At 63.5% G+C, this 21,273-nt stretch carries 21 protein-coding genes; 14 read left to right on the plus strand and 7 right to left on the minus strand.

The window, feature by feature from the left end:
* Nucleotides 1–28 precede the first annotated feature (28 nt).
* Nucleotides 29–1,798, plus strand: a complete 1,770-nt coding sequence (locus NT26_RS11725) for a methyl-accepting chemotaxis protein (RefSeq protein ID WP_052642117.1) — start codon at nt 29–31, stop codon at nt 1,796–1,798.
* A gap of 76 nt (nt 1,799–1,874) precedes the next feature.
* Here NT26_RS11725 and NT26_RS11730 read toward each other — a convergent pair whose 3' ends face one another.
* Together NT26_RS11730 and NT26_RS11735 are read right to left on the minus strand one after the other, a co-directional pair.
* Nucleotides 1,875–3,344: an aldehyde dehydrogenase gene (locus NT26_RS11730; RefSeq protein WP_052638993.1), complete on the minus strand. Its 1,470-nt coding sequence runs from the start codon at nt 3,342–3,344 to the stop codon at nt 1,875–1,877.
* 216 nt (nt 3,345–3,560) lie between these two features.
* A complete protein-coding gene (locus NT26_RS11735; RefSeq protein ID WP_052638994.1) occupies nt 3,561–4,154 on the minus strand; it encodes a TetR/AcrR family transcriptional regulator in 594 nt (197 codons plus the stop codon).
* A gap of 150 nt (nt 4,155–4,304) precedes the next feature.
* On the opposite strand from NT26_RS11735, the gene NT26_RS11740 reads away from it, so the two are divergent.
* The gene (locus NT26_RS11740; RefSeq protein WP_052638995.1) at nt 4,305–4,703 is read left to right on the plus strand and encodes a RidA family protein; all 399 of its coding nucleotides are present in this window, start codon (nt 4,305–4,307) and stop codon (nt 4,701–4,703) included.
* A 9-nt stretch (nt 4,704–4,712) separates the two neighbouring features.
* Here NT26_RS11740 and NT26_RS11745 read toward each other — a convergent pair whose 3' ends face one another.
* Complete coding sequence (locus tag NT26_RS11745; RefSeq protein WP_052638996.1) at nt 4,713–5,252, minus strand: DUF2380 domain-containing protein; 540 nt, start codon at nt 5,250–5,252, stop codon at nt 4,713–4,715.
* Nucleotides 5,253–5,410: 158 nt separating this feature from the next.
* Between NT26_RS11745 and NT26_RS11750 the strand changes: the two genes are divergently transcribed.
* Genes NT26_RS11750 through NT26_RS11765 form a run of 4 tightly spaced genes read left to right on the plus strand, consistent with a single transcriptional unit; the run spans nt 5,411 to nt 10,523 of the window.
* On the plus strand, nt 5,411–6,187 hold the full coding sequence (locus NT26_RS11750; protein WP_052638997.1) for a 3-hydroxybutyrate dehydrogenase: 777 nt from the start codon (nt 5,411–5,413) through the stop codon (nt 6,185–6,187).
* 13 nt (nt 6,188–6,200) lie between these two features.
* A complete protein-coding gene (gene xdhA, locus NT26_RS11755) occupies nt 6,201–7,673 on the plus strand; it encodes a xanthine dehydrogenase small subunit (protein WP_052638998.1) in 1,473 nt (490 codons plus the stop codon).
* A gap of 1 nt (nt 7,674) precedes the next feature.
* Complete coding sequence (xdhB, locus tag NT26_RS11760; protein WP_052638999.1) at nt 7,675–10,011, plus strand: xanthine dehydrogenase molybdopterin binding subunit; 2,337 nt, start codon at nt 7,675–7,677, stop codon at nt 10,009–10,011.
* Nucleotides 10,011–10,523, plus strand: coding sequence for a GNAT family N-acetyltransferase (locus tag NT26_RS11765; protein ID WP_425287709.1), 513 nt, complete (start codon nt 10,011–10,013; stop codon nt 10,521–10,523). The genes xdhB and NT26_RS11765 overlap by 1 nt, the downstream gene beginning before the upstream one ends.
* 9 nt (nt 10,524–10,532) lie before the next feature.
* On the opposite strand, the gene NT26_RS11770 is transcribed toward NT26_RS11765, so the two are convergent.
* The 3 genes from NT26_RS11770 to NT26_RS11780 all read right to left on the minus strand — a co-directional run bounded on the left by NT26_RS11770 (nt 10,533) and on the right by NT26_RS11780 (nt 13,788).
* Nucleotides 10,533–11,732, minus strand: coding sequence for a GAF domain-containing sensor histidine kinase (locus NT26_RS11770; RefSeq protein WP_052639000.1), 1,200 nt, complete (start codon nt 11,730–11,732; stop codon nt 10,533–10,535).
* 106 nt (nt 11,733–11,838) lie between these two features.
* Nucleotides 11,839–12,762 (minus strand): hypothetical protein, encoded by a 924-nt coding sequence (locus NT26_RS11775; protein ID WP_052639001.1) that lies wholly within the window; start codon nt 12,760–12,762, stop codon nt 11,839–11,841.
* Nucleotides 12,763–12,828: 66 nt separating this feature from the next.
* A complete protein-coding gene (locus NT26_RS11780) occupies nt 12,829–13,788 on the minus strand; it encodes a GGDEF domain-containing protein (protein ID WP_052639002.1) in 960 nt (319 codons plus the stop codon).
* Nucleotides 13,789–13,959: 171 nt separating this feature from the next.
* Here NT26_RS11780 and xdhC point away from each other — a divergent pair, with 171 nt between their 5' ends.
* The 3 genes from xdhC to NT26_RS11795 all read left to right on the plus strand — a co-directional run bounded on the left by xdhC (nt 13,960) and on the right by NT26_RS11795 (nt 16,006).
* A complete protein-coding gene (xdhC, locus tag NT26_RS11785; RefSeq protein ID WP_052639003.1) occupies nt 13,960–14,781 on the plus strand; it encodes a xanthine dehydrogenase accessory protein XdhC in 822 nt (273 codons plus the stop codon).
* A gap of 44 nt (nt 14,782–14,825) precedes the next feature.
* On the plus strand, nt 14,826–14,987 hold the full coding sequence (locus tag NT26_RS22770) for a hypothetical protein (protein ID WP_156157142.1): 162 nt from the start codon (nt 14,826–14,828) through the stop codon (nt 14,985–14,987).
* 122 nt (nt 14,988–15,109) lie between these two features.
* Complete coding sequence (locus NT26_RS11795) at nt 15,110–16,006, plus strand: LysR substrate-binding domain-containing protein (RefSeq protein WP_052639005.1); 897 nt, start codon at nt 15,110–15,112, stop codon at nt 16,004–16,006.
* Between the two features lie 9 nt (nt 16,007–16,015).
* On the opposite strand, the gene NT26_RS11800 is transcribed toward NT26_RS11795, so the two are convergent.
* A complete protein-coding gene (locus NT26_RS11800; RefSeq protein WP_052639006.1) occupies nt 16,016–16,354 on the minus strand; it encodes a hypothetical protein in 339 nt (112 codons plus the stop codon).
* Nucleotides 16,355–16,632: 278 nt separating this feature from the next.
* Here NT26_RS11800 and puuD point away from each other — a divergent pair, with 278 nt between their 5' ends.
* The 5 genes from puuD to NT26_RS11825 all read left to right on the plus strand — a co-directional run bounded on the left by puuD (nt 16,633) and on the right by NT26_RS11825 (nt 21,253).
* Nucleotides 16,633–17,862, plus strand: coding sequence for a urate hydroxylase PuuD (gene puuD / locus NT26_RS11805; protein WP_052639007.1), 1,230 nt, complete (start codon nt 16,633–16,635; stop codon nt 17,860–17,862).
* Nucleotides 17,859–19,184 carry a guanine deaminase gene (guaD, locus tag NT26_RS11810; RefSeq protein ID WP_052639008.1) on the plus strand — a complete coding sequence of 442 codons (1,326 nt, stop codon included), beginning with the start codon at nt 17,859–17,861 and terminating at the stop codon, nt 19,182–19,184. The genes puuD and guaD overlap by 4 nt, the downstream gene beginning before the upstream one ends.
* An 81-nt stretch (nt 19,185–19,265) precedes the next feature.
* The gene (locus NT26_RS11815; RefSeq protein WP_244467606.1) at nt 19,266–19,514 is read left to right on the plus strand and encodes a type II toxin-antitoxin system HigB family toxin; all 249 of its coding nucleotides are present in this window, start codon (nt 19,266–19,268) and stop codon (nt 19,512–19,514) included.
* The gene (locus tag NT26_RS11820; protein WP_052639010.1) at nt 19,507–19,887 is read left to right on the plus strand and encodes a helix-turn-helix domain-containing protein; all 381 of its coding nucleotides are present in this window, start codon (nt 19,507–19,509) and stop codon (nt 19,885–19,887) included. The genes NT26_RS11815 and NT26_RS11820 overlap by 8 nt, the downstream gene beginning before the upstream one ends.
* Nucleotides 19,888–20,107: 220 nt before the next feature.
* Nucleotides 20,108–21,253 carry an alpha-hydroxy acid oxidase gene (locus tag NT26_RS11825; protein ID WP_052639011.1) on the plus strand — a complete coding sequence of 382 codons (1,146 nt, stop codon included), beginning with the start codon at nt 20,108–20,110 and terminating at the stop codon, nt 21,251–21,253.
* The last annotated feature ends 20 nt before the right edge of the window (nt 21,254–21,273 follow it).

Genomic DNA, 21,273 nt, shown 5'->3' on the forward strand with positions numbered 1-21,273 from the left:
AGAGGAGTGATCTATGGGAATACCGTTCATGAACAACCGCGACGCCGAGGCGATCCTCGACGCGGTGGGCCGCTCGCAGGCGATCATCGAATTCGACCTGACGGGACGAATCCTGGATGCCAACGAGAACTTCTGCAAGGCGCTCGGCTACGAGCTCTCCGAGATCGTCGGTCAGCACCACCGGCTGTTCGTCGATCCGGCAGATGCTGTAAGCCCCGACTACAAGGCTTTCTGGGATCGTCTCGCCGAGGGCCATTTCGACCGGCGCCAGTACCGCCGCATCGCCAAGGGCGGTCGCGAGATCTGGATCGAGGCCTCCTACAACCCGGTCTTCCGCCGCGGCAAGCCGTACAAGATCGTCAAGTTCGCGACCGACATCACCGAGAGCAAGCTGAGAAGTACCGAGGATGCCGGCAAGCTGTCCGCACTCTCGCGCGCCCAGGCCGTGATCGAGTTCACACCGAACGGAGACATCCTCACCGCCAACGAGAACTTCCTGAAGACGCTGGGCTACCAGCTCTCCGAAATCGTCGGCAAGCATCACGCCATGTTCTGCGAACCGGACTACGTCCGCACCGACGACTACCAGCGCTTCTGGGAGCGGCTGCGCAACGGCGAGTTCTTCTCCGAGGAATTCACCCGCATTGGCCGCGCCGGCAACAGGATCTACATCCAGGCCTCCTACAATCCGATCCTCGGTCCCGACGGCAAGGTCATCAAGGTGGTGAAGTTTGCAACCGACGTCACCGGTCGGGTGGAAAACGTCGTGACGCTCGGCAAGGGCCTGCAATCGCTGGCGTCGGGCGATCTCTGTTGCGACATCCCCCGTGCCTTCATCCCGAGCCTGGAGCAGCTTCGCGTCGACTTCAACCAGACAGCGGCCCGCCTGCGGGAGGCGATGCGCGCTATCCGCGAGAACGCCAAGGCAATCGCGGCCGGCTCGGGTGAAATGAAGTCAGCAGCCGACGACCTGTCCCGCCGCACGGAGCAGCAGGCCGCCTCCGTCGAGGAAACGGCCGCAGCGCTGGAGGAGATTACCCAGACGGTCGCCGATTCCAGCCGCCGTGCCGACGAAGCCGGCAAGCTCGTGGTCGATGCACGGCAAAATGCGGAACGTTCCGGCGAGATCGTCGGCAAGGCGATCAACGCCATGGGCGCAATCGAGAAGTCATCGAAGGAGATCACCAACATCATCGGCGTGATCGACGATATCGCCTTCCAGACCAACCTGCTTGCCCTGAACGCCGGCGTCGAGGCGGCGCGCGCGGGGGAAGCCGGCAAGGGCTTTGCAGTGGTTGCGCAGGAGGTGCGTGAACTCGCCCAGCGTTCGGCCACCGCCGCCAAGGAGATCAAGGCGCTGATCAGCCAGTCCGGTGAACAGGTCAAGACCGGCGTCGGTCTGGTCGGTCAGACCGGTGAAGCGCTTGCGCGGATCGTCGAGCAGGTCAAGGAGATCAACGTCAACGTCGCGGCGATCGTCGAGGGTGCACGCGAACAGGCCGTCGGCCTGCGGGAGATCAACGTCGCCGTCAACACCATGGACCAGGGCACGCAGCAGAATGCCGCCATGGTCGAACAGTCGAACGCGGCGAGCCACAGCCTCGCGAGCGAGGCCCAGGCGCTGTTCCAGCTGCTCGCGCAGTTCCGCGTCGAGGCCGGCGAACCGGCTGCGGCCACACCTGCGCAGGACAATCATCGTGCCGCTGCCGCCTCCCCCGTACACCAGCTGACGCAGAGGATCGGGCGGGGCATGGGCGCAAGCGCCGCGGCAGCCGCCCATCAGTGGCAGGACTTCTAGGGCCTGCCACTCCCGCGCTTCATGCGCCATAGAGCTAAAGGCTGCGTCCCGCGCAACACGGGGCGCAGCCGTCTGGTCAGGCGAAGTTGACGGTCTTCACTTCCACATAATTGTCGAGTCCTTCGATACCGCCCTCGCGGCCAAGGCCGGACTGCTTGACGCCGCCGAAGGGCATGGTGATGTCGACGATATTGCCATTGATCGACAGGTGCCCAGACTGGATGCGCCGCGCCACCCGATAGGCCCGTTCCGGATCGGCCGAATAGATCGCACCGTTCAGCCCGTAGATGCTGTCGTTGGCCTTGGCGATCGCATCCTCCTCGTCCGTATAGGTGATGATCGAGACGACCGGGCCGAATATCTCCTCCTGGGCGATCGTCATCTCCGGCGTCACTTCGGTAAACACCGTCGGCTGGACGAAATAGCCCTTCTCCAGCCCCTCCGGCCGTCCGCCGCCGCAGGCGAGCTTCGCCCCTTCCTTGCGGCCGGTCTCGATATAATCCATGACCCGGTCGAGCTGACGGCCAAGCGCGAGCGGGCCCATGTGCACGCTCGGATCGGACGGGTCACCGACCTTGATATTGCCGACGGCGCCGACATAGAGGTCGGTAAATTCCTGTGCCCGGCTTTCCGGCATGAGGATGCGCGTCAACGCAAAGCAGACCTGTCCGGTGATCGGCATGGTGTAGACCATCAGGCTCGGCAGTGCCGCCGCGAAATCGGCATCGTCGAGCAGGATCGCGGCGGACTTGCCACCGAGTTCGAGGCTGACGCGGGTTAGTCTCTCGGCGCAGGCGGCAGCGATGTGGCGTCCCGCAGGCGTCGAGCCCGTGAAGGCTACCTTGTCGATCGCCGGATGGCGGATCAGATGGTCGCCGACCTCCCGTCCTGCCGGGACGAGGTTGAAGACGCCCGGCGGCAGCCCGGCGGCCTCAATCGCCTCCGCCAGGATATAGGCTTCGAGCGGAGTTTCCGGGGACGGCTTGGCGACGAATGTACAGCCGGCCGCGAGCCCGGCGGCGATCTTGTAGCTCAGGAGCACCATGGGCGCATTCCAGGGGGTGATCGCCGCGCAGACGCCGACCGGCTCCTTGACGATCCGGGTCCTGCCGCCGCCGGGTCGTGTGCGTTCTTCCTCGAAGGCATAGGCATTGCCGTCGATGAGATCGGCGTAGAAATCGAAAAGCTGCGCATTCTGGCCGACGAGCTTCGAGGTTATCATGATCGGCGCGCCGATCTGCACCGTCCAGGCACGGGCGATCTCGTCCAGCCGGCCCCTCAGGTGCTCCGCCACCTTTCGCAGATAGCCGGCCCGCTCACGCGGCGACATGCGTGGCCAAGGTCCCTTGTCGAACGCCTCGCGGGCGGCCGCGATCGCGAGATGGACATCCTCCACCGAGGCCTCGGGATAGCGCAGGATGGTCTCTTCGGTGACCGGCGAGACCACGTCGAGCGTGGCCGATGAGCGGGGTGCAACCCACTCGCCGCCGATAAAGAACTTTTCCGGGGCGCGAAAGGCCGTTCCGGGCGTGGCCATGACATTCATGCGTGCTCCTCCTCTGCAGACACCGAAATTCCGGCACGGTAAACGTCTCCTCCCGTTTCCCGACAGCCGGACATGGGAAGCCTCTCCGCCTCCAGCATGTATTCATCCTGCTCTCACGCACATCGCCACGCAATGGGAAAAGCGTTTCATATTTGCGTGACGGCGCTGGTTGGCGCCCACGATGTATACAGCTGGAAGAAGGCAACCGGCGGGATGTCAGGCCGGCTCGGCGAGGAGGCCGGTTGCCAGAGCCCGGAACGCGTCGACGGCCTTTGCCAGCACGTCGCGCGGTTCATCGGACGCAGCAACCCAGAGCGCGGCGTTCAGCGCCGCCCCGTTGATCAGCCGGGCCGCAGCTTCCGGATCCACAGGCTTCACCACGTCCTCGGCAATCAGCCGCCTGAGGGTGCTCATGGTAACCTCCAGGCATTTGTTCTGGCTGTCCCAGCGCGACGGATCTCCGAGAACCGCAGGTCCGTCGAGCAGCACGATGCGCTGCACTTCCGGCTCGAGCGCCATCTCGATATAGGCGGCACCCTCCGCCAGCAAGGCCTCCCAGCCGTCACCAGCCTTTGCGGCAATCTCCTGCGCCCGCGCGGCCATCTCCGCGTCGATCTGGTTGACGACGGCCGCGAGCAGTCCCCGCTTGTCACCGAAGTTGTGGTAGAGCGCGCCGCGCGTGAGGCCCGCTTGCGCGGTCAGCTCGTCCATCGATGCGGCGGCATAGCCCTGCTCGGCGAAGGCCTTTCGTGCAGCAGCGATCAGCCGTCCACGGTTTTCCTCCATCGTCTGCGCACGCTTCTTCGCCATGGCTGCTCCATGATTTCACATACGACGCGTATTTAAGTTGACATACGTCACGTATGGTTCTATTTCACATACGAGCCGTATATCAGAGCGAGTGGCCGGAGTGAAGGCCGGGCTCGACCTTTTGAGCAACCATCAAGAAAGGAGCCGGGAATGACCCAGCGCCAGGCAATATTCCCGAGTGACAGACACGCGCTCTATGATGCGCACCGCTATTCCGCCGCGATCCGCTCCGGCGATCTCCTGTTCGTTTCCGGCCAGGTCGGCAGCCGCGAGGACGGCAGCCCTGAGCCGGACTTCAAGACGCAGGTCGAGCGCGCCTTTGCCAATCTGTCGGCGGTCCTCGAGGCAGCCGGCTGCAGCTTCGACGACATCATCGACGTCACGAGCTTCCACACCGATCCGGAGAACCAGTTCGAGACGATCATGGCCGTGAAGAACGAGGCCTTCCCCGCAGCCCCCTACCCCAACTGGACGGCGGTCGGCGTCAACTGGCTGGCGGGCTTCGACTTCGAGATCAAGGTGATCGCGCGCATCCCGCAGGACGCCTGACCGGCAGCCTTACGGGTGTGGCAGGCAGTGTCTTGCGACATCCTGCGCCGCGAAAGCCGCGGCGCGGCTCCATGCCTCGTCCGTATCGCCCCGGTAGCTGAGAAAGCGGTCACAGGTCGGCCTGTTGGTATCAAGGTCGATGACCGCGAACTTCACGCCGCCGACCAGGGTGCTCATCTTGCGCACCTGACCTACGAGCAGATGGCTCGCCCCGGCCTCTACCGCTCGCCTGGAGAGCGCTTCGACGCCGGCGCTTCCGACAGTGCATTTGTCTACGCAGTCCAGCGGGACCGTCCTGAGGTTCTTCTCCGCAGCAAGGCTGTCGAAGATGGTCCGGTCTAGCGCCTGCAGGCGCTGGTCGTGCTCGGCGGTCTGATCCCGCATCTCGCCTGAGGTGTCGACGAAGTCGAAGCCTGCCGTGGCAACGGTGACGGGCTCTGCGGCCCAGGCGGGCATGGCTACCGTGACAGCCACTCCTATTGCGGTTACGGCCGTCGACCGGAAGATTGTGGGAAGCCCGTGGAATCCTGCATTCAATGCCTGTCGCATGCCTGCATCTCCTTCTCCTCCTCGCGGAGTATAGCATTTCTCGGCTTTGAGGCCAACAATCGCAGCAGGCGCCTCCCCTCATTGCCAGCGCCGGGCATTTGCGCATAACCTCCCCAAATCAGTGCAGTGCACAACAGCCACGGATTGGGAGGTCGGGCATGTCCAGAACCGTCGTCGTCACCGGTTCCACCAGCGGGATCGGGCTCGGCATCGCGAGAGCCTTTGCGGCCGAGGGCTGTCATGTCGTCATCAACGGCTTCGGAAGGCCCGACGAAATCGAGGCGGCGCGGCGCGAGATGGAAGTGCTCGGCGGCGGCCGGGTGATCTACCACGCTGCCGACATGACGAAACCGGACGAGATCGCCGACCTGATCGGCACGGCGAAGGAAACATTCGGTTCCGTCGATGTCCTCGTCAACAATGCCGGCATCCAGCATGTCGCCAAGATCGAGGACTTCCCGCTGGAGAAGTGGGACCAGATCATCGCCATCAACCTCACGAGCTCCTTCCACACCATGCGCGCGGCGATCCCGCTGATGAAGGAGAAGGGCAAGGGCCGGATCATCAATGTCGCCTCCGCCCATGCGCTGACAGCCTCACCCTTCAAGTCTGCCTATGTCGCGGCAAAACATGGTATTTTAGGACTTACGAAGACAGCTGCCTTGGAACTTGCCGAATTCGGGATTACGGTCAACGCGATCTGCCCCGGCTACGTGCTGACACCGCTGGTCGAGAAGCAGATCCCGGACACCGCCCGTGAGCGCGGCATTTCGGAAGAGCAGGTTAAGACGGACGTGATGCTGAGGCTGCAGGCAACGAAGGAGTTCGTGTCTATCGAGGAAGTGGCCGCGACGGCCGTCTTCCTGGCGAGCGACGCGGCACGGCAGATCACCGGCACCCATATTTCGATCGATGGCGGTTGGACCGCCCAATAAAGAGAACAATGGCATGACAGATGCGATCCGCTTCATCCTCAACGGCGAAGACGTGACCCTGGGCGATTTCGGTCCCACCGAGACGCTTCTCGACTACCTGCGACTGAGGCGCCGGCTGACCGGCACCAAGGAAGGCTGTGCCGAGGGCGACTGCGGCGCCTGCACGGTGCTGGTGGGTCGGCTGGTCAACGGCATCCTGCGCTATGAGACGGTGAACGCCTGCATCCGCTTCCTCGGCTCGCTGCACGGAACCCATGTGGTGACCGTGGAGCATCTGGCCGCCAAGGATGGCACGCTTCATCCGGTGCAGCAGGCGATGGTCGACCAGCACGGATCGCAATGCGGCTTCTGCACGCCGGGCTTCGTCATGTCGCTCTATGGCCTGTGGCTCTCCAACGACGCGCCCTCGCGCGCCGAGATCGAGAGCGCGCTGCAGGGTAACCTCTGTCGTTGCACCGGCTACGAGCCCATCGTGAAGGCCGCCGAACAGGTGGCAGCGGAACGTCCAAGCTCCCTCTTCGACCCGCTGGAGCGCGACCGCACGGAGATTTCCGCGAGGCTCTGGGACATTCGCGCCCATCCTGAGACCATCGTCGTCGAGAAGGACGGGGCCCGATCCGTCATCCCGGCAAACCTCCAGGCCTTTGCGGATTTCATCGCCGACGAGCCGAAGGCGACGATCGTCGCGGGCTCCACCGATGTCGGACTCTGGGTGACGAAGCAGATGCGCCTGCTCGACCCGGTCGTCTTCATCAATCACCTGACGGAACTGCAGTCGATCAGCGCGGACGAGAAGGGCATTACCATCGGCGCCGGCGTCACCTATACGCAGGCCTTCGAGGTATTGTCGGAAGAAATCCCTCAGATGGCACGGCTGATCGACCGGATCGGCGGCGGCCAGGTGCGCAACATGGGCACGATCGGCGGCAATATCGCCAACGGCTCGCCGATCGGCGACACGCCGCCTCCCCTGATTGCGCTCGGCGCTGAACTCACCCTGCGCTCCCACAGCGGCAAGCGGACCATGCCGCTGGAGGATTACTTCCTCGCCTACGGCAGGCAGGATCGCATGGCCGGCGAGTTCGTCGAGAAGGTCTTCGTGCCGCGCCCGCGGGAAGACGCCTACTTCGCCGTCTACAAGATCTCCAAGCGGCGCGACGAGGACATTTCCGCCCTGTGCGGCGCCTTCCATGTCGAGCTCGATATGGAAGGTCGCGTGGCAAGCGCCCGCATCGCCTTCGGCGGCATGGCGGCGACGCCGAAGCGGGCGCGCCATGTGGAAGAAGCGCTGACGGGGCAGGACTGGAACTGGGCGACCGTTTCCGCCGTCCGCGAACTCTTCGACCAGGACTACCAGCCGCTCACCGACTGGCGGGCGACGGCCCAGTACCGGTCGCTGACGGCCAAGAACCTGCTGACCCGCTTCTTCCTGGAAACCGCCGGCGCGCCGACGGAGCTTCAGCGGCACGAACTGGAGGAGGCGTAAGATGGACAAGACGACCTTCGAAACGAAGAACACCATCAACGGCCCCATGCACGCGTCGCTCCGGCATGACTCAGCGCATAAGCATGTGACCGGAACCGCCGAATATATCGACGATATTCGCGAGCCTGCAGATACGCTGCACGCAGCACTCGGCATGGCGGACCGGGCCCATGCGGAGATCCTGTCGGTCAACCTCGATGCGGTGAAGGCGGCACCGGGCGTCCTCTGGGTGATGACGGCCGACGACATTCCGGGCTTCAACGACGTCGGCTCCACCGGCCAGCACGACGAGCCGCTGCTGGCAACGAACAAGGTGGAGTTCCACGGCCAGCCGATCTTCGCGGTGATCGCTGAGACGCGCGACCAGGCCCGCCGGGCCGCACGGCTGGCGAAGATCGAATATCGCGACCTGCCGCACTGGACCGATATCGAAGGCGCGGTCACCAACGGCGCACCTCTGGTCGTCAAGCCGATGACGCTGCAGCGCGGCGCACCGGAGGTGGAGATCGGCAAGGCGTCGCGCCGCCTGCAGGGCCGCATAGAGATCGGCGGCCAGGAGCACTTCTACCTGGAAGGCCAGATCGCCATGGCCATTCCCGGCGAGGACGATGACGTGACCGTCTGGTCCTCCACCCAGCATCCGAGCGAGGTGCAGCACATGGTGGCGCATGTGCTGGGCATCCCCAACCATGCCGTGACGATCAACACGCGGCGCATGGGCGGCGGCTTCGGTGGCAAGGAAACACAGGGTAACCACTTCGCATGCCTTGCAGCCGTGGCCGCCAAGAAGCTTGGCCGCGCGGTAAAATTTCGCCCTGACCGCGACGAGGACATGGCCGTCACCGGCAAGCGCCACGATTTCCGCGTCGACTACGACGTCGCCTTCGACGACGAGGGCCGCATCCATGCGGTCAATGCCACCTATGCCGCCCGCTGCGGCTGGTGCGCCGACCTCTCCGGCCCGGTCACCGACCGCGCGCTCTTCCATGCCGATTCAAGCTACTTCTATCCGCATGTGCACCTCACCTCGCAGCCGCTGAAAACCCATACCGTCTCGAATACCGCCTTCCGCGGCTTCGGCGGGCCGCAGGGCATGCTCGGCGCCGAGCGCATCATCGAGGAGATCGCCTATGCGCTGGGCAAGGACCCGCTGGAGATCCGCAAGCTGAACTTCTACGGCCAGCCCGGCTCCGGCCGCACCACGACGCCCTACCACCAGGAAGTCGAGGACAATGTCATCGCCCGCGTGGTGGAGGAACTGGAACGCTCTTCAGACTATCAGGCACGACGCAAGGCGATCATCGCGTTCAACGAGAACAGTCCCGTCATCCGCAAGGGCATCGCGCTGACCCCGGTGAAGTTCGGCATCTCCTTCACCATGACCGCTTACAACCAGGCCGGCGCACTGGTGCACATCTACCAGGACGGTTCGATCCACCTGAACCACGGCGGCACCGAGATGGGCCAGGGCCTCTACGTCAAGGTGGCGCAGGTGGTGGCCGATGCCTTCAACGTCGACATCGAGCGGGTGAAGATCACCGCCACGACAACCGCCAAGGTGCCGAACACCTCGGCAACGGCGGCCTCCTCCGGCTCCGACCTCAACGGCATGGCCGCCTATGATGCCGCCCGCCAGATCAGGGAACGGCTGATCGACTTCGCCATGCGGCAATGGGATGTGCCGCGCGAGGAGGTGGAATTCCTGCCAAACCGGGTCCGCGTGGGGACGGAAGTGGTGCCATTCGACACGCTGGTACGCGCTGCCTATTACGACCGGGTGCAACTCTCCGCCGCCGGCTTCTACAAGACGCCGAAGATCCACTGGGACCGCGAGGCGGGCCGCGGCCGGCCCTTCTACTACTACGCCTATGGCGCAGCCTGCTCGGAAGTCTCGATCGACACCCTGACCGGCGAATACATGGTGGACCGCACCGATATCCTCCACGACGTCGGCAGGTCGCTCAATCCGGCGATCGACATCGGCCAGATCGAGGGCGGCTTCGTGCAGGGCATGGGCTGGCTGACGACGGAGGAATTGTGGTGGGACGACAAGGGGCGGCTCCGGACCCATGCACCCTCCACCTACAAGATCCCGCTTGCCTCCGACCGGCCGAAGGTCTTCAACGTGAAGCTCGCGGAATGGTCCGAGAATGCCGAGCCGACCATCGGCCGCTCAAAGGCCGTCGGCGAACCGCCCTTCATGCTGGCGATCTCGGTGCTGGAGGCAATCTCCATGGCTGTCGCGAGCATCGCTGATTATCGGGAATGCCCTCGCCTCGACCCGCCGGCGACGCCGGAACGGGTGCTGATGGCGGTGGAACGGCTGAAGGCGCTTTGATGTCGGAGTTGCACATTCGCCCGGAGCGGCCGGGCGACGAGGAGGCCATCCATGACCTGACGGCGCGGGCCTTCGAGACCATGCCATACAGCAGCGGCACCGAACCGGCCATCATCCGGGCGCTGCGCGGCTCCGGCAATCTTGCCTTGTCGCTGGTCGCCGAACAGGACGGCCGGGTCGTCGGCCACGTCGCCTTCTCTCCAGTCAGGGTCGGCGACGTCTCCAGCGGCTGGTTCGGGCTCGGCCCCATCTCCGTACTGCCGGAACTGCAAAAGCGTGGCATCGGCAAGCTGCTGATCCGTGAAGGTCTCGACCGCCTGAAGGAACGAAATGCCAAAGGTTGCGCCCTGATCGGCGATCCGGACGTCTATCGCAGTTGCGGCTTCACGAGCGACGGCGCCCTCGTCTACGAGGGTGTCGACGGGAAATATGTCCAGTGGATCGCATTCTCCGACGAAGAGCCCAGCGGCCATCTGGCCTTTTCGCCCGCATTCGACGTCAAAACGCCGTAGAGCTTTTCGTTACCCTGCCGCCTGACCGTGCTGCGGCTCCACCGGCATCCGGAACGTGAACCTCGTCTCCGTTTCGTCGGAATGCACGTCCAGTTGCCCGCCATGCGCCTCGGCGATCTGCGAGGCGATGTAGAGACCAAGGCCGAGGCCCTGCAGGCTTGAACTGCCCTCCCCGCGCTTGAAGGGCTGGAACAGCTTCTGCAGCGATTCCTTGGGGATGGGAGTACCCGAATTGGCAACCGACAGGCGCAACTCGCCATCGACGATCGCGGCATCAACGCGGATCGGGTGACCCGGGGAGCCATGGGTCACGGCATTGCCGAGGAGGTTGGACAACATCTGTGCGATCCGCTGGTGGTCGACCGGAACCACCCCGGACAGCTGAAAGTTCGCCTCGATCCTGCGCTCGGGATGCCCCGAGAGTATTTCCGAGACGACCTGCTCCAGCGTTGGCTGTAGTGACGTCTCCTGGTCTCTCTGCAGCGCGATACCGCCCCCGAGACGCCCGCGTGCGAAATCCATCACGTTGTCGATCAGGGCCGACATGCGCAGCACGCTGCCGCGCATCATGCTTAGCACCCGCGTGGACTTCTCGCTCTGCGGCTCCCGCGAGAGGATGCTGATTCCCCCGGTGATCGACGCCACGGGGTTGCGCAGGTCATGGCCAAGCACGGCGATGAACTGCTCACGCAATTCCGAGGCGGTCTTTGCATCGATCAGGCTGGCGCGGGTTGAACTCAGTTTCTCGGCCGCGTCGAACTGAAAGCCGATGAGGTCGGTGAACAGCTTGAACATGGTCACCGTCTGCGGGTCGCTGAGTTTCGCCGGCTTGGCGTCGATCGCACACAACGTGCCGAAGAAACGGCCGTCGGGCAGGATGACCGGGACGGAAATGTAGCTTTGCAGGCCATAGAGCCGAGGGGTGTGGTGCTGACAATAGACGGGGTCTTCCGCCACATTGTCGATGGCGATCACCTCGCGAAGCTGGCGCACCTCATGGCAGAGCGTCGTCTCCACATCCAGTTCGCCGCCGGCGGGAAGGCCGAAGCCGATATTGTCCAGCACCTGACAGGCTACCCAGCGCTCCTCGGTCACGCGCGCGACGGCGGCAAACCCCATTCCCGTGGTCCGGCAAACCATTTCCAGGATGGCAGGGATCGCCGCGATACCCTGCATCGTGTCAATGTCATTCTGGATGTCGTGTGCCATAAGAAGCGGATTTTTTTATCTCGCGGAGAGCCCATACGCCTTCCGGCGCAACCGTTACCACGGAGGAAACCTAGAGCACCCGATGAGAAATCCAAGCCCGCCGCCTTCAGCGGACAAGAGCCCGCATCAGATAGATCAGCGCCCCGAGGATCAGCAAGGGCAGGACGAGGAGTTTCACCAGATAGGCCGCGGCGATGCCGATCGAGGCGGTGAAGAGGTCTGCTGATAGCGCGAGACCCTCGTTGATGATCCGGGCGTTGGCGGTAACGCCGCCCGTTACCGACTGGGCAAGCCCCGAGGCGGCGTCGAGCGTACCGGAAAGGGCCGAGCGCGAGGCATCGACGGCGGAGCCGAGGCGGCCGAGAAGTCCTTCGTCCTCGACAGGTGGAGGAGCGGCACCGTCTGCCGGCAATCCCTCGCGCAACGCCTCCACCTGGCCCTGCACGGCCGCGGTCTCGTATTGTGCGTCCATGCGCTGGAAGATCTCCGTCGCATCCTTCCAGGCTCCCTCGGTGATGGCATTGCCGGCATGGAAGGCGAGAGAATAGGAGGCCGGCAGAAGCACGGCGCCGAGGAGACCGATGGCCGCAGCGGAACGCGAGAAGCGGTCCAGCGCCGGCGGCACAGAACGCGCCTTGAAGAGCAGGATGGCAATGGCACCGGCTCCGAGCGCCAGCACCGCCGAGGCAACCTTGGCTACCGGGACGAGCACCATCGACAGGATACCGGACGCGATGGCGAGGTAGAAGAGGAGATCGGCCATGCGATCGATCGTGTTGGTTACGGGCTGCAGGAGCTGTCCGGGGCTTGCGGTGACGGAGGCCACGCCGACCCCGCCCGTGACGTCCGCATCCTTGGCGACGCTCATCAGCGAGTTGGCGACACGCAGCGTGCCATAGAGCGCGCCGCTGCCGAGCGTTACCTCGCGGCTGAAGCTGGCCGCAGTCTCGGCCAGGGGATTGAAGAAGAACATGGCCGCTGCAAGGAGAGCGACAAGCAGCCAGGCAAGGGATTGCGCGCGTCTGGTCATGAAACGTCCCGTCCGGTTGGTCGTGCCAAGCCTAGCACAGCATTGATGTGACGGGACAAGAACGGTTCAGTGATCGGCAGACATTGCCACGGTGTCCTGCGGGTCGCGAATGCGAACGATCCTGTTCCGCCCGCCCCTCTTGGCATCGTAGAGAGCAATATCGGCGCGGGCGACGGCCGCATCCAGACCGCCCTTGCCGATCCGGTCGGTGACGATGCCGGCGCTGACGGTCAGGCTGCCGGAGCCGCCCCGCCGCCAGCCGAAGACGGCGTCGGCAAAGGCCGCACGCACCCGCTCGACCACGGCAACGGCGGATTGCGACGAGGTATTGGGGAGGAAGAGGATGAATTCCTCTCCACCCCAGCGCGCTGCGAGATCGCCGCTGCGGATGGTTTGCCGGAGTATGTCGGCGAAGCGAATGATCGCCTCGTCACCGGCGTCATGGCCGTAGCGGTCGTTGAGCGCCTTGAACTCGTCGAGGTCGAGCAGGGCCACCGACGACATCGCCGGCTCGCCATGGGCCATCCGGGCGGCGAAGCTCTCATGGAAGGCCCGCCGGTTGAGGAGGCCCGTGAGCGGGTCCGTCTGCGCCAGTCGCAGCAGCTCCCGCTGATAGGAGATGCGCTCGGAGATATCGCGGATCACGGCGATCATCATGTGCTCAGACGTCGTCGATGTCTTGAGGATCGTGATCCCCAGATGGACCTCGGAACCGTCGGCGCGCAGCCCGACGATCTCGGCAGTCCTGGCACCCATGTATCGCGCTTCACCGGCGCCCGCGAAGAAGTTCGAGACAAGCTTGGCGTGGAAGGCGCGCAGATGTTCCGGAAGCAGAACATCCAGCGGCTTGCCAAGAAGCTCTCCGTACTCCCAGCCAAAGATACGTTCCGCAGAAGGATTGCAGAGGCGTATGATGCCGCCGGCGTCTATGCCGATCACGCCATCATCGATCTCTGACACGATCTTGCGATAGATATCCTGAGGCGCAGTGTCACGGGAGACGTCCGGAAAATGCTTGCTTGTCATGGGTATTGCCCGCGGCCATCTGTTCCGCAGGCTCCAGAGAGAGTGTTTCTTGCATCCCCAGAAATAAGGGAGAGATGCTTACAAGTTTTTAACAGCAATCATGAACTGAGATCGATTGGGGTGCGGAAATGCGGGTGCGGTGGAGCGCCGCCAATGCTAGGTTGATCCACCATGACAACCCGTTCCCTCCCGGCCTTCCTGGCGGCACATCCCCGGACAATTCTCGTCGAAATCACCGAGGCAAAGGGTTCGACGCCACGGGAAGAAGGCGCGACCATGCTCGTCGCAGACCGAGCCTGCTGGGGCACGATCGGCGGCGGACAGCTGGAGTTCATGGCAATCGACAATGCCCGTGCGATCCTGCACGGCCGAGGCGATGCGCAGATGAGCGTTCCGCTGGGGCCCGAGATCGGCCAGTGCTGCGGCGGAAGAACACTGCTTTCCTTCCGCCTGGTGACGCCGGATATCGAGGCGGAGCTCACGAAGCGCCGGGCGGAGGAGGAAGAGGGCTACCCGACGGTCTTTCTGTTCGGCGCGGGGCACGTCGGCCTGGCGCTGGCCCGTGCCCTTGCTCCGTTGCCGCTCTCGGTCACCGTGGTGGAAACGAGGGCAGACGCCCTGCGGGATGTTTCGCCGGAGGTCACGGCGCGCCACGCCGCAATGCCGGAGGCGCTGGTCGCCGACATTCCACCAGGCGGCGCCGCGGTTATCCTCACCCACGACCATGCGCTGGATTTCCTGATCGCCCGCGAGGCGCTCGCCCGTACCGATCTCGCCTATGTCGGGATGATCGGATCGGCGACGAAGCGTGCCACATTTGCCAGCTGGGCCCGGCGCGAAGGCATGGCAGCGGAGATGGCGGAACGCCTGGTGCTGCCGATCGGCGGAAGCGCCGTCAAGGACAAGCGCCCGGAAGTGATCGCTGCCATGGTTGCTGCCGAGCTGCTGACGGTGCTGTCGATGGCAACCGCTCAGAGGCCGCGTGGCGGATAGCTGAGCATCGCGTCCCGCCAGGCAGAACTGCCGCAGACGTGCCGATGCGCCGCCTTCCCATCCCGCAGCCCGATGTCGCGCAGAACATCTTCCGGCAGGTCGCCGACATCAATCTGGCTGATGCCGCGACGTCTGAGGAAAAAGCGGTTCCAGATCTTCGACAGGAGACGCCCGCGATCTGGCAGGCAAGGTTGAGCACGCCGTGAATTCAGGGCGAAGGACATCGAAACACCCACTTCCATTGGTTCGTCTGGTGGGTTTAGAATGAGCCTCCTTGCACCCATGATCCAATCGAACAATCGTCTGGATGGATCAAGAGAACTTATTCATGAAGCTATCACGACAATTTCCGCTCAATGCCCTGCGCGTCTTCGAGGCAACCGCGCGACTCAAAAGCTTCACCCGGGCGGGCGAGGAACTTGGGATGACGCAAACGGCCGTCAGCTACCAGATCAAGTTGCTGGAAGACACGCTGGGCGAACCTCTCTTCCTGCGGCGCCCGCGACAGGTCGCGCTGACCGAAGTGGGTGAGCGACTTGCCCCGAAAGTTGGTGAAGCCTTCGACATGCTGGCAGAAGCGCTGGGCGGCATCCGCGATCAATCGGAAGCCACGCTGACGATCCACACGACCGCGACCTTCGCCTCCCACTGGCTCGCCCACCACCTTGGCACATTCCAGGTCGAAAACCCGGGGATCGCGGTTCGGCTGGAAACGTCACAGTCCGTTATCGACTTTTCACGCACGGAGGGAGACGTGGCGATCCGCTCCGGCAAGGGAGTCTGGCCGGGGCTGAAGTCACACTTCCTGATGAAAAGCCACTTCACGCCGATGCTGAGCCCGACGCTGGCTGCAACCATCGGCGGCGTACATGAACCCGCGGACCTGTTGAAGCTGCCGATCATCGACCCGCAGGACGAGTGGTGGCCGCTGTGGTTTTCCCGTGCTGGGCTGCAGGACGTTGACTTCTCAAGATTTCCAGCGACGCAGTACGGTGCACAGTACTTCCATGCAGCCGCAGCGATTGCGGGACAGGGTGTGGCGATCCTGAGGCCGGAATTCTATGCCGACGACGTCGCCCTCGGACGGCTTTATCAACCGTTCGACCTGCTCGCCAGCGATGGCTCCGACTACTGGCTCGTCTACCCGGAGTCGCGCCGCAATTCTCGCAAGATCCGCGTCTTCCGCGACTTCATGCGCAAGATGATGCCGGATTTCCAGGCCTGAGGCGCTGCCTCAGAACGCCATGTCGGGCGCATAGAAGCAACGCAAGGTATCCTCCGTCGGGTAGAGGCAGATGTGGTAGTCCTCGTCCTGGGAGCGACGGGCTTGGTCCTGTCGTAGGCTGAAATTATGCGGACGGGTCACCAGCCTGTGGTCGCCCGGACCGAGCGAGATCTGATAGCCGCCATTGATGATCCGGACGTTCTTCGTCGAGATCATCTGGCAGTCGCCGCTGTGGTTGTCGCCGTTGCAGCAGAACTTGTCATAATCCCAGCCTGTATGGGCGTCGTGTGCGCCGGCCGGGGCGGACAACAGGAAGACCACAAGAAGGGTCAGTGGTAGGTTGCGCATCTGCTCATTCTCCGTTGACGAATGATCAACAGCCGGCGAGCCCCTACCTACCCTGCCACTGGCTGGCATGCACTGGTTTGCGACCGGGCGTCTGTCGCGCCGGGTCCGCACGCCGCAACTGAAGTGGAAATGTTCCAGCGCAGCGTGCTCGCGCTAACCGGAGGTCGCGGAGGAAGTTCCGGCCACGAGATTTTATCCCTCTGCCTCGCCCCTTCCCTCACCCGCCGTTTTTTCGCAATGTGGCGAGTCGGAGAACAGGGGTTCCAGAGGATTGCCGAATGTATGAATATGCCGTGGCCTGGGAATGGCTGTCGTTCGCCGCACGCTGGCTGCACGTAATCACCGCCATCGCCTGGATCGGCTCGTCCTTCTACTTTATCGCGCTCGATCTCGGGCTGGTGAAGCGGCCGCACCTTCCGGTCGGCGCCTATGGCGAGGAGTGGCAGGTGCATGGCGGCGGCTTCTATCACATCCAGAAATACCTGGTGGCGCCGGCGCAGATGCCGGAGCACCTGACGTGGTTCAAGTGGGAAAGCTACATGACATGGCTTTCCGGCTTCCTGATGCTGGCAATCGTCTACTATGCCGGGGCCGACCTCTTCCTGATCGACAGCCATGTGATCGAGCTTTCCCAGTGGCAGGCGATCGGCCTATCCGTCGCTTCGCTCGGCGTCGGCTGGATCATCTACGACCAGCTCTGCAAGTCGCCGATCGGCAAGAACACCTGGGGCCTGATGGCGGTCCTCTACGCGGTGCTGGTGGCCATGGCCTGGGGCTATACCCAGGTCTTCACCGGCCGCGCCGCCTTCCTCCATCTCGGCGCCTTCACTGCCACCATCATGTCGGCGAACGTCTTCTTCATCATCATCCCGAACCAGAAGATCGTTGTGGCCGACCTGATCGCCGGACGGACGCCGGACCCGAAATACGGCGTCATCGCCAAGCAGCGCTCGCTGCACAACAACTACCTGACGCTTCCCGTCATCTTCTTCATGCTGTCGAACCATTACCCGCTGGCGTTCGCGACGGAGTTCAACTGGATCATCGCGGCGCTGGTCTTCCTGATGGGAGTGACGATCCGTCACTGGTTCAACACGACCCATGCAAGGAAGGGCAGGCCGACCTGGACCTGGCTCGTGACGCTGCTCATCTTCATCGCCATCATGTGGCTTTCGACCGTGCCGAAGGTGCTGACCGGGGAGACCGAGAATGCAGCACTGTCCCCCTTGCAGCAGAAGTTCGCATCGAACGCCCATTTCGACGCCGCCCGGGACGTTGTGCTGTCCCGCTGTTCCATGTGCCACGCGGCTGAACCCGTCTGGGACGGCGTGAACTTCCCGCCGAAGGCCGTGAAGCTGGAGACCGACCGGGAGATTGCCGCACACGCCCGCGAGATATACATCCAGGCCGGCCGGAGCCACGCCATGCCGCCCGGCAACATTACAGAGATTTCGGCGGAGGAGCGCCAGTTGCTCGCCGCCTGGTATGAAAGCACAGTTTCGCAATGACGAAGACCCTGATCCGCGGCCGCCTGCTAACCTTCAAACGCGCGCCGATGAGCCTGACCGACACCGAGAGCTATGCCTATGAGCATGACGGCGGGCTGCTGATCGAGGACGGCATCTTCGCCGCCATCGGAGATTATGCGGACATCAAGGCGCAGGCGGCCCAGGACACCCATGAGATCGACCACCGGCCGCATCTCATCCTGCCCGGATTGATCGACACGCACCTGCACTTTCCGCAGATGCAGGTGATCGCCTCCTATGCCGGCAGCCTTCTGGAATGGCTCAACACCTATACCTTCCATGAGGAATGCCGCTTCGTCGAAAGCGACCATGCGGCCCGCATCGCCACCCGTTTCTACGACGAGATGATCCGCCACGGCACGACGACGGCCGCCGCCTATTGCTCGGTTCACAAGGCATCTGCCGACGCCTATTTCGCCGAGGCGATGAAGCGCGGCATGTGCATGGTCGGCGGCAAGGTGATGATGGACCGCAACGCCCCGCAGGGCCTGCTCGACACGCCACAGATGAGCTATGAGGAGACGCGTGCGGTGATCGAGCAATGGCATGGCAAGGGGCGCAACCACGTCGCCATCACACCGCGCTTCGCCATCACCTCCACGCCGGAGCAGATGCAGGCCGCCCAGGCGCTGGCACAGGAATTCCCGGATCTCCACATCCAGACGCATCTTTCGGAGAACCTCGACGAAATCCGATATACGTGCGAGCTTTATCCGGAGGCGAAGGACTATACCGACATCTATGCGCGCTACGGCCTGCTGGGCGCAAAGACGCTGCTCGGACACGCCATCCACCTCTCCGACCGCGAGGCAGACGTCTTGAGCGAGACGGGATCGGTCGCCGTCCACTGCCCGACATCCAACCTCTTCATCGGCTCCGGCCTCTTCCCGCTGAACGCCATCCGCCGGCGGAACAAGCCGGTGCGGGTGGCGGTAGCAACCGATATCGGCGGCGGCTCGAGCTATTCCATGCTGCGCACGATGGACGAGGCCTACAAGATCCAGCAGGTCCTTGGGCAGCGGCTGAACCCGCTGGACAGCTTCCACCTGATGACCCGCGGCAACGCCGAGGCGCTATCGCTCGTGGACCGGATCGGAACGCTGGAGGTCGGCACGGACGCCGACCTCGTGGTGCTCAACGCAGCCGCGACGCCGGCCATGGCGCTGAGGCTGGAGACGGTCACCACCCTGCCGGAGGAGCTTTTCCTGCTGCAGACCATGGGGGACGACCGGGCGGTGGCGGAGACCTATGTCGCGGGCAAGGCGATGAAGCAAGGCCTTGAACCCAATTTGGGAGCATGATAGTCTCCGATGCGAATAATCTCGCGCCGAGCATTGAGGCAATTCGCAGAAAGCCCAAAGGGCCAAAAAGGCGGACCGGCTTTGAAGGCGGCGCTGGATTCCTGGTTTCATGAAGCAAGCAAGGCGGAGTGGCGATCATCCGCCGACATCAAGAAGCGATACGTCCATGCAAGCATCATCAATGCGGAACGCGTCGTGTTCAACATCAAGGGAAATGACTATCGGCTGATCACCTCGGTGGATTTCGGACGAGCCACAGTATGGATCAAATGGATCGGAACACACGGTGATTATGACCGGATCGATGCCGCAACGGTGGAACATGACTGAGATTAGACCCATCCGCAGTGAAGGCGATTACCAGCAGGCAATGACGCTCCTCGAGACCCTGTGGGGGGCCGAAACCGGAACGCCGGAGGGCGACAGGCTCGACCTGCTAGTCACTCTGATCGATATCTACGAAAGCGCCCGCCACCCCATCGATCTGCCTGATCCTGTCGATGCTATCCTGTTCCGCATGGAACAGCAGGGACTTACCCGCAAGGATCTGGAGCCTGTCCTCGGCAGCCGCGGGAGGGTTGCGGAAATCCTCAACCGGAAACGTCCCCTTTCCCTTGAGATGATCCGCCGCCTCAACGCCGAGTTGGATATCCCAGCAGAAGTGCTGATCCAGCCCATCCGGCCAGCCAAGTCGGCTGCGTAACAGCAAGACTTAGTTGCCATGGTCGGGTGGAGGATGCGGCTTCTTCCGAAGACAACCGCCGCGGCTCCTCCGCTGAGACGAGCATATGTTCCGGCCTTATCTATCAGCTGTTGGTCGATTCGACCTTTGCATACATTGAACATCTTTCTCGTCTTTTTTGCTGACGCGCTCGAATGACTCATGCTAGCTGACGATACGTTCTGCCGGGGGAGTACCGATCATGTCCAAGCCGCTGACCATCGCCGACCTGAAGACGCGCGCCCGGCGCCGGGTGCCGAAGATGTTCTTCGACTATGCCGACAGCGGCTCCTGGACGGAGGGCACCTATCGCGCCAACGAGGAAGACTTCTCGAAGGTGAAGCTTCGCCAGCGGGTGCTGGTGGACATGACAAACAGGTCGCTGGCGACGACCATGGCGGGCCAGGATGCTTCCATGCCGGTGGCACTCGCGCCGACCGGGCTGTGCGGCATGCAGCATGCCGACGGCGAGATGCTGGCAGCCAAGGCGGCGGAAGAATTCGGCGTGCCGTTCACGCTCTCGACGATGTCGATCTGCTCGATCGAGGACGTCGCCTCCGTCACCTCAAAGCCCTTCTGGTTCCAGCTTTACGTGATGAAGGACCGCGACTTCATCAACAACCTGATCGACCGCGCCAAGGCAGCAAACTGCTCGGCGCTGATGCTGACGCTCGACCTGCAGATTCTCGGCCAGCGCCACAAGGACCTGCGCAACGGTCTCTCCGCACCGCCGAAGTGGACCGTCCATCATGGCATCCAGCTGGCCACCAAGCCCTTCTGGTGCATGGACATGCTGCGCACCAAGCGCCGCGGCTTCGGCAACATCGTTGGTCACGCCAAGAACGTCTCCGACCTCTCCTCGCTCTCCTCCTGGACGGCGGAACAGTTCGACCCGCAGCTGTCCTGGAAGGATGTCGCCTGGATCAAGGAGCGTTGGGGCGGCAAGCTGATCCTCAAGGGCATCCTCGACGAGGAAGATGCGCGGGCGGCGGCCGAGAGCGGCGCGGACGCGATCGTCGTTTCCAATCACGGTGGCCGGCAGTTGGACGGTGCGCTGTCATCGATCAGCATGCTGCCGCGCATCGTAGACGCTGTCGGCGACAAGATCGAGGTGCATCTCGATGGCGGCATCCGTTCCGGCCAGGACGTGCTGAAGGCGGTGGCGCTTGGCGCCCGCGGCACCTATATCGGCCGCCCCTATCTCTATGGGCTCGGAGCCATGGGCAAGGCCGGCGTGACGACGGCGCTGGAGATCATCAGAAAGGAGATGGACGTGACCATGGCGCTCTGCGGCAAGCGGGACATCCAGACGGTGGACCGCAGCGTGATCGCCGAGACGCGGTTCTGACGGCGCCAGAGCCGCATCAT

Source organism: Pseudorhizobium banfieldiae, assembly GCF_000967425.1.
GTDB lineage: Bacteria > Pseudomonadota > Alphaproteobacteria > Rhizobiales > Rhizobiaceae > Neorhizobium > Neorhizobium banfieldiae.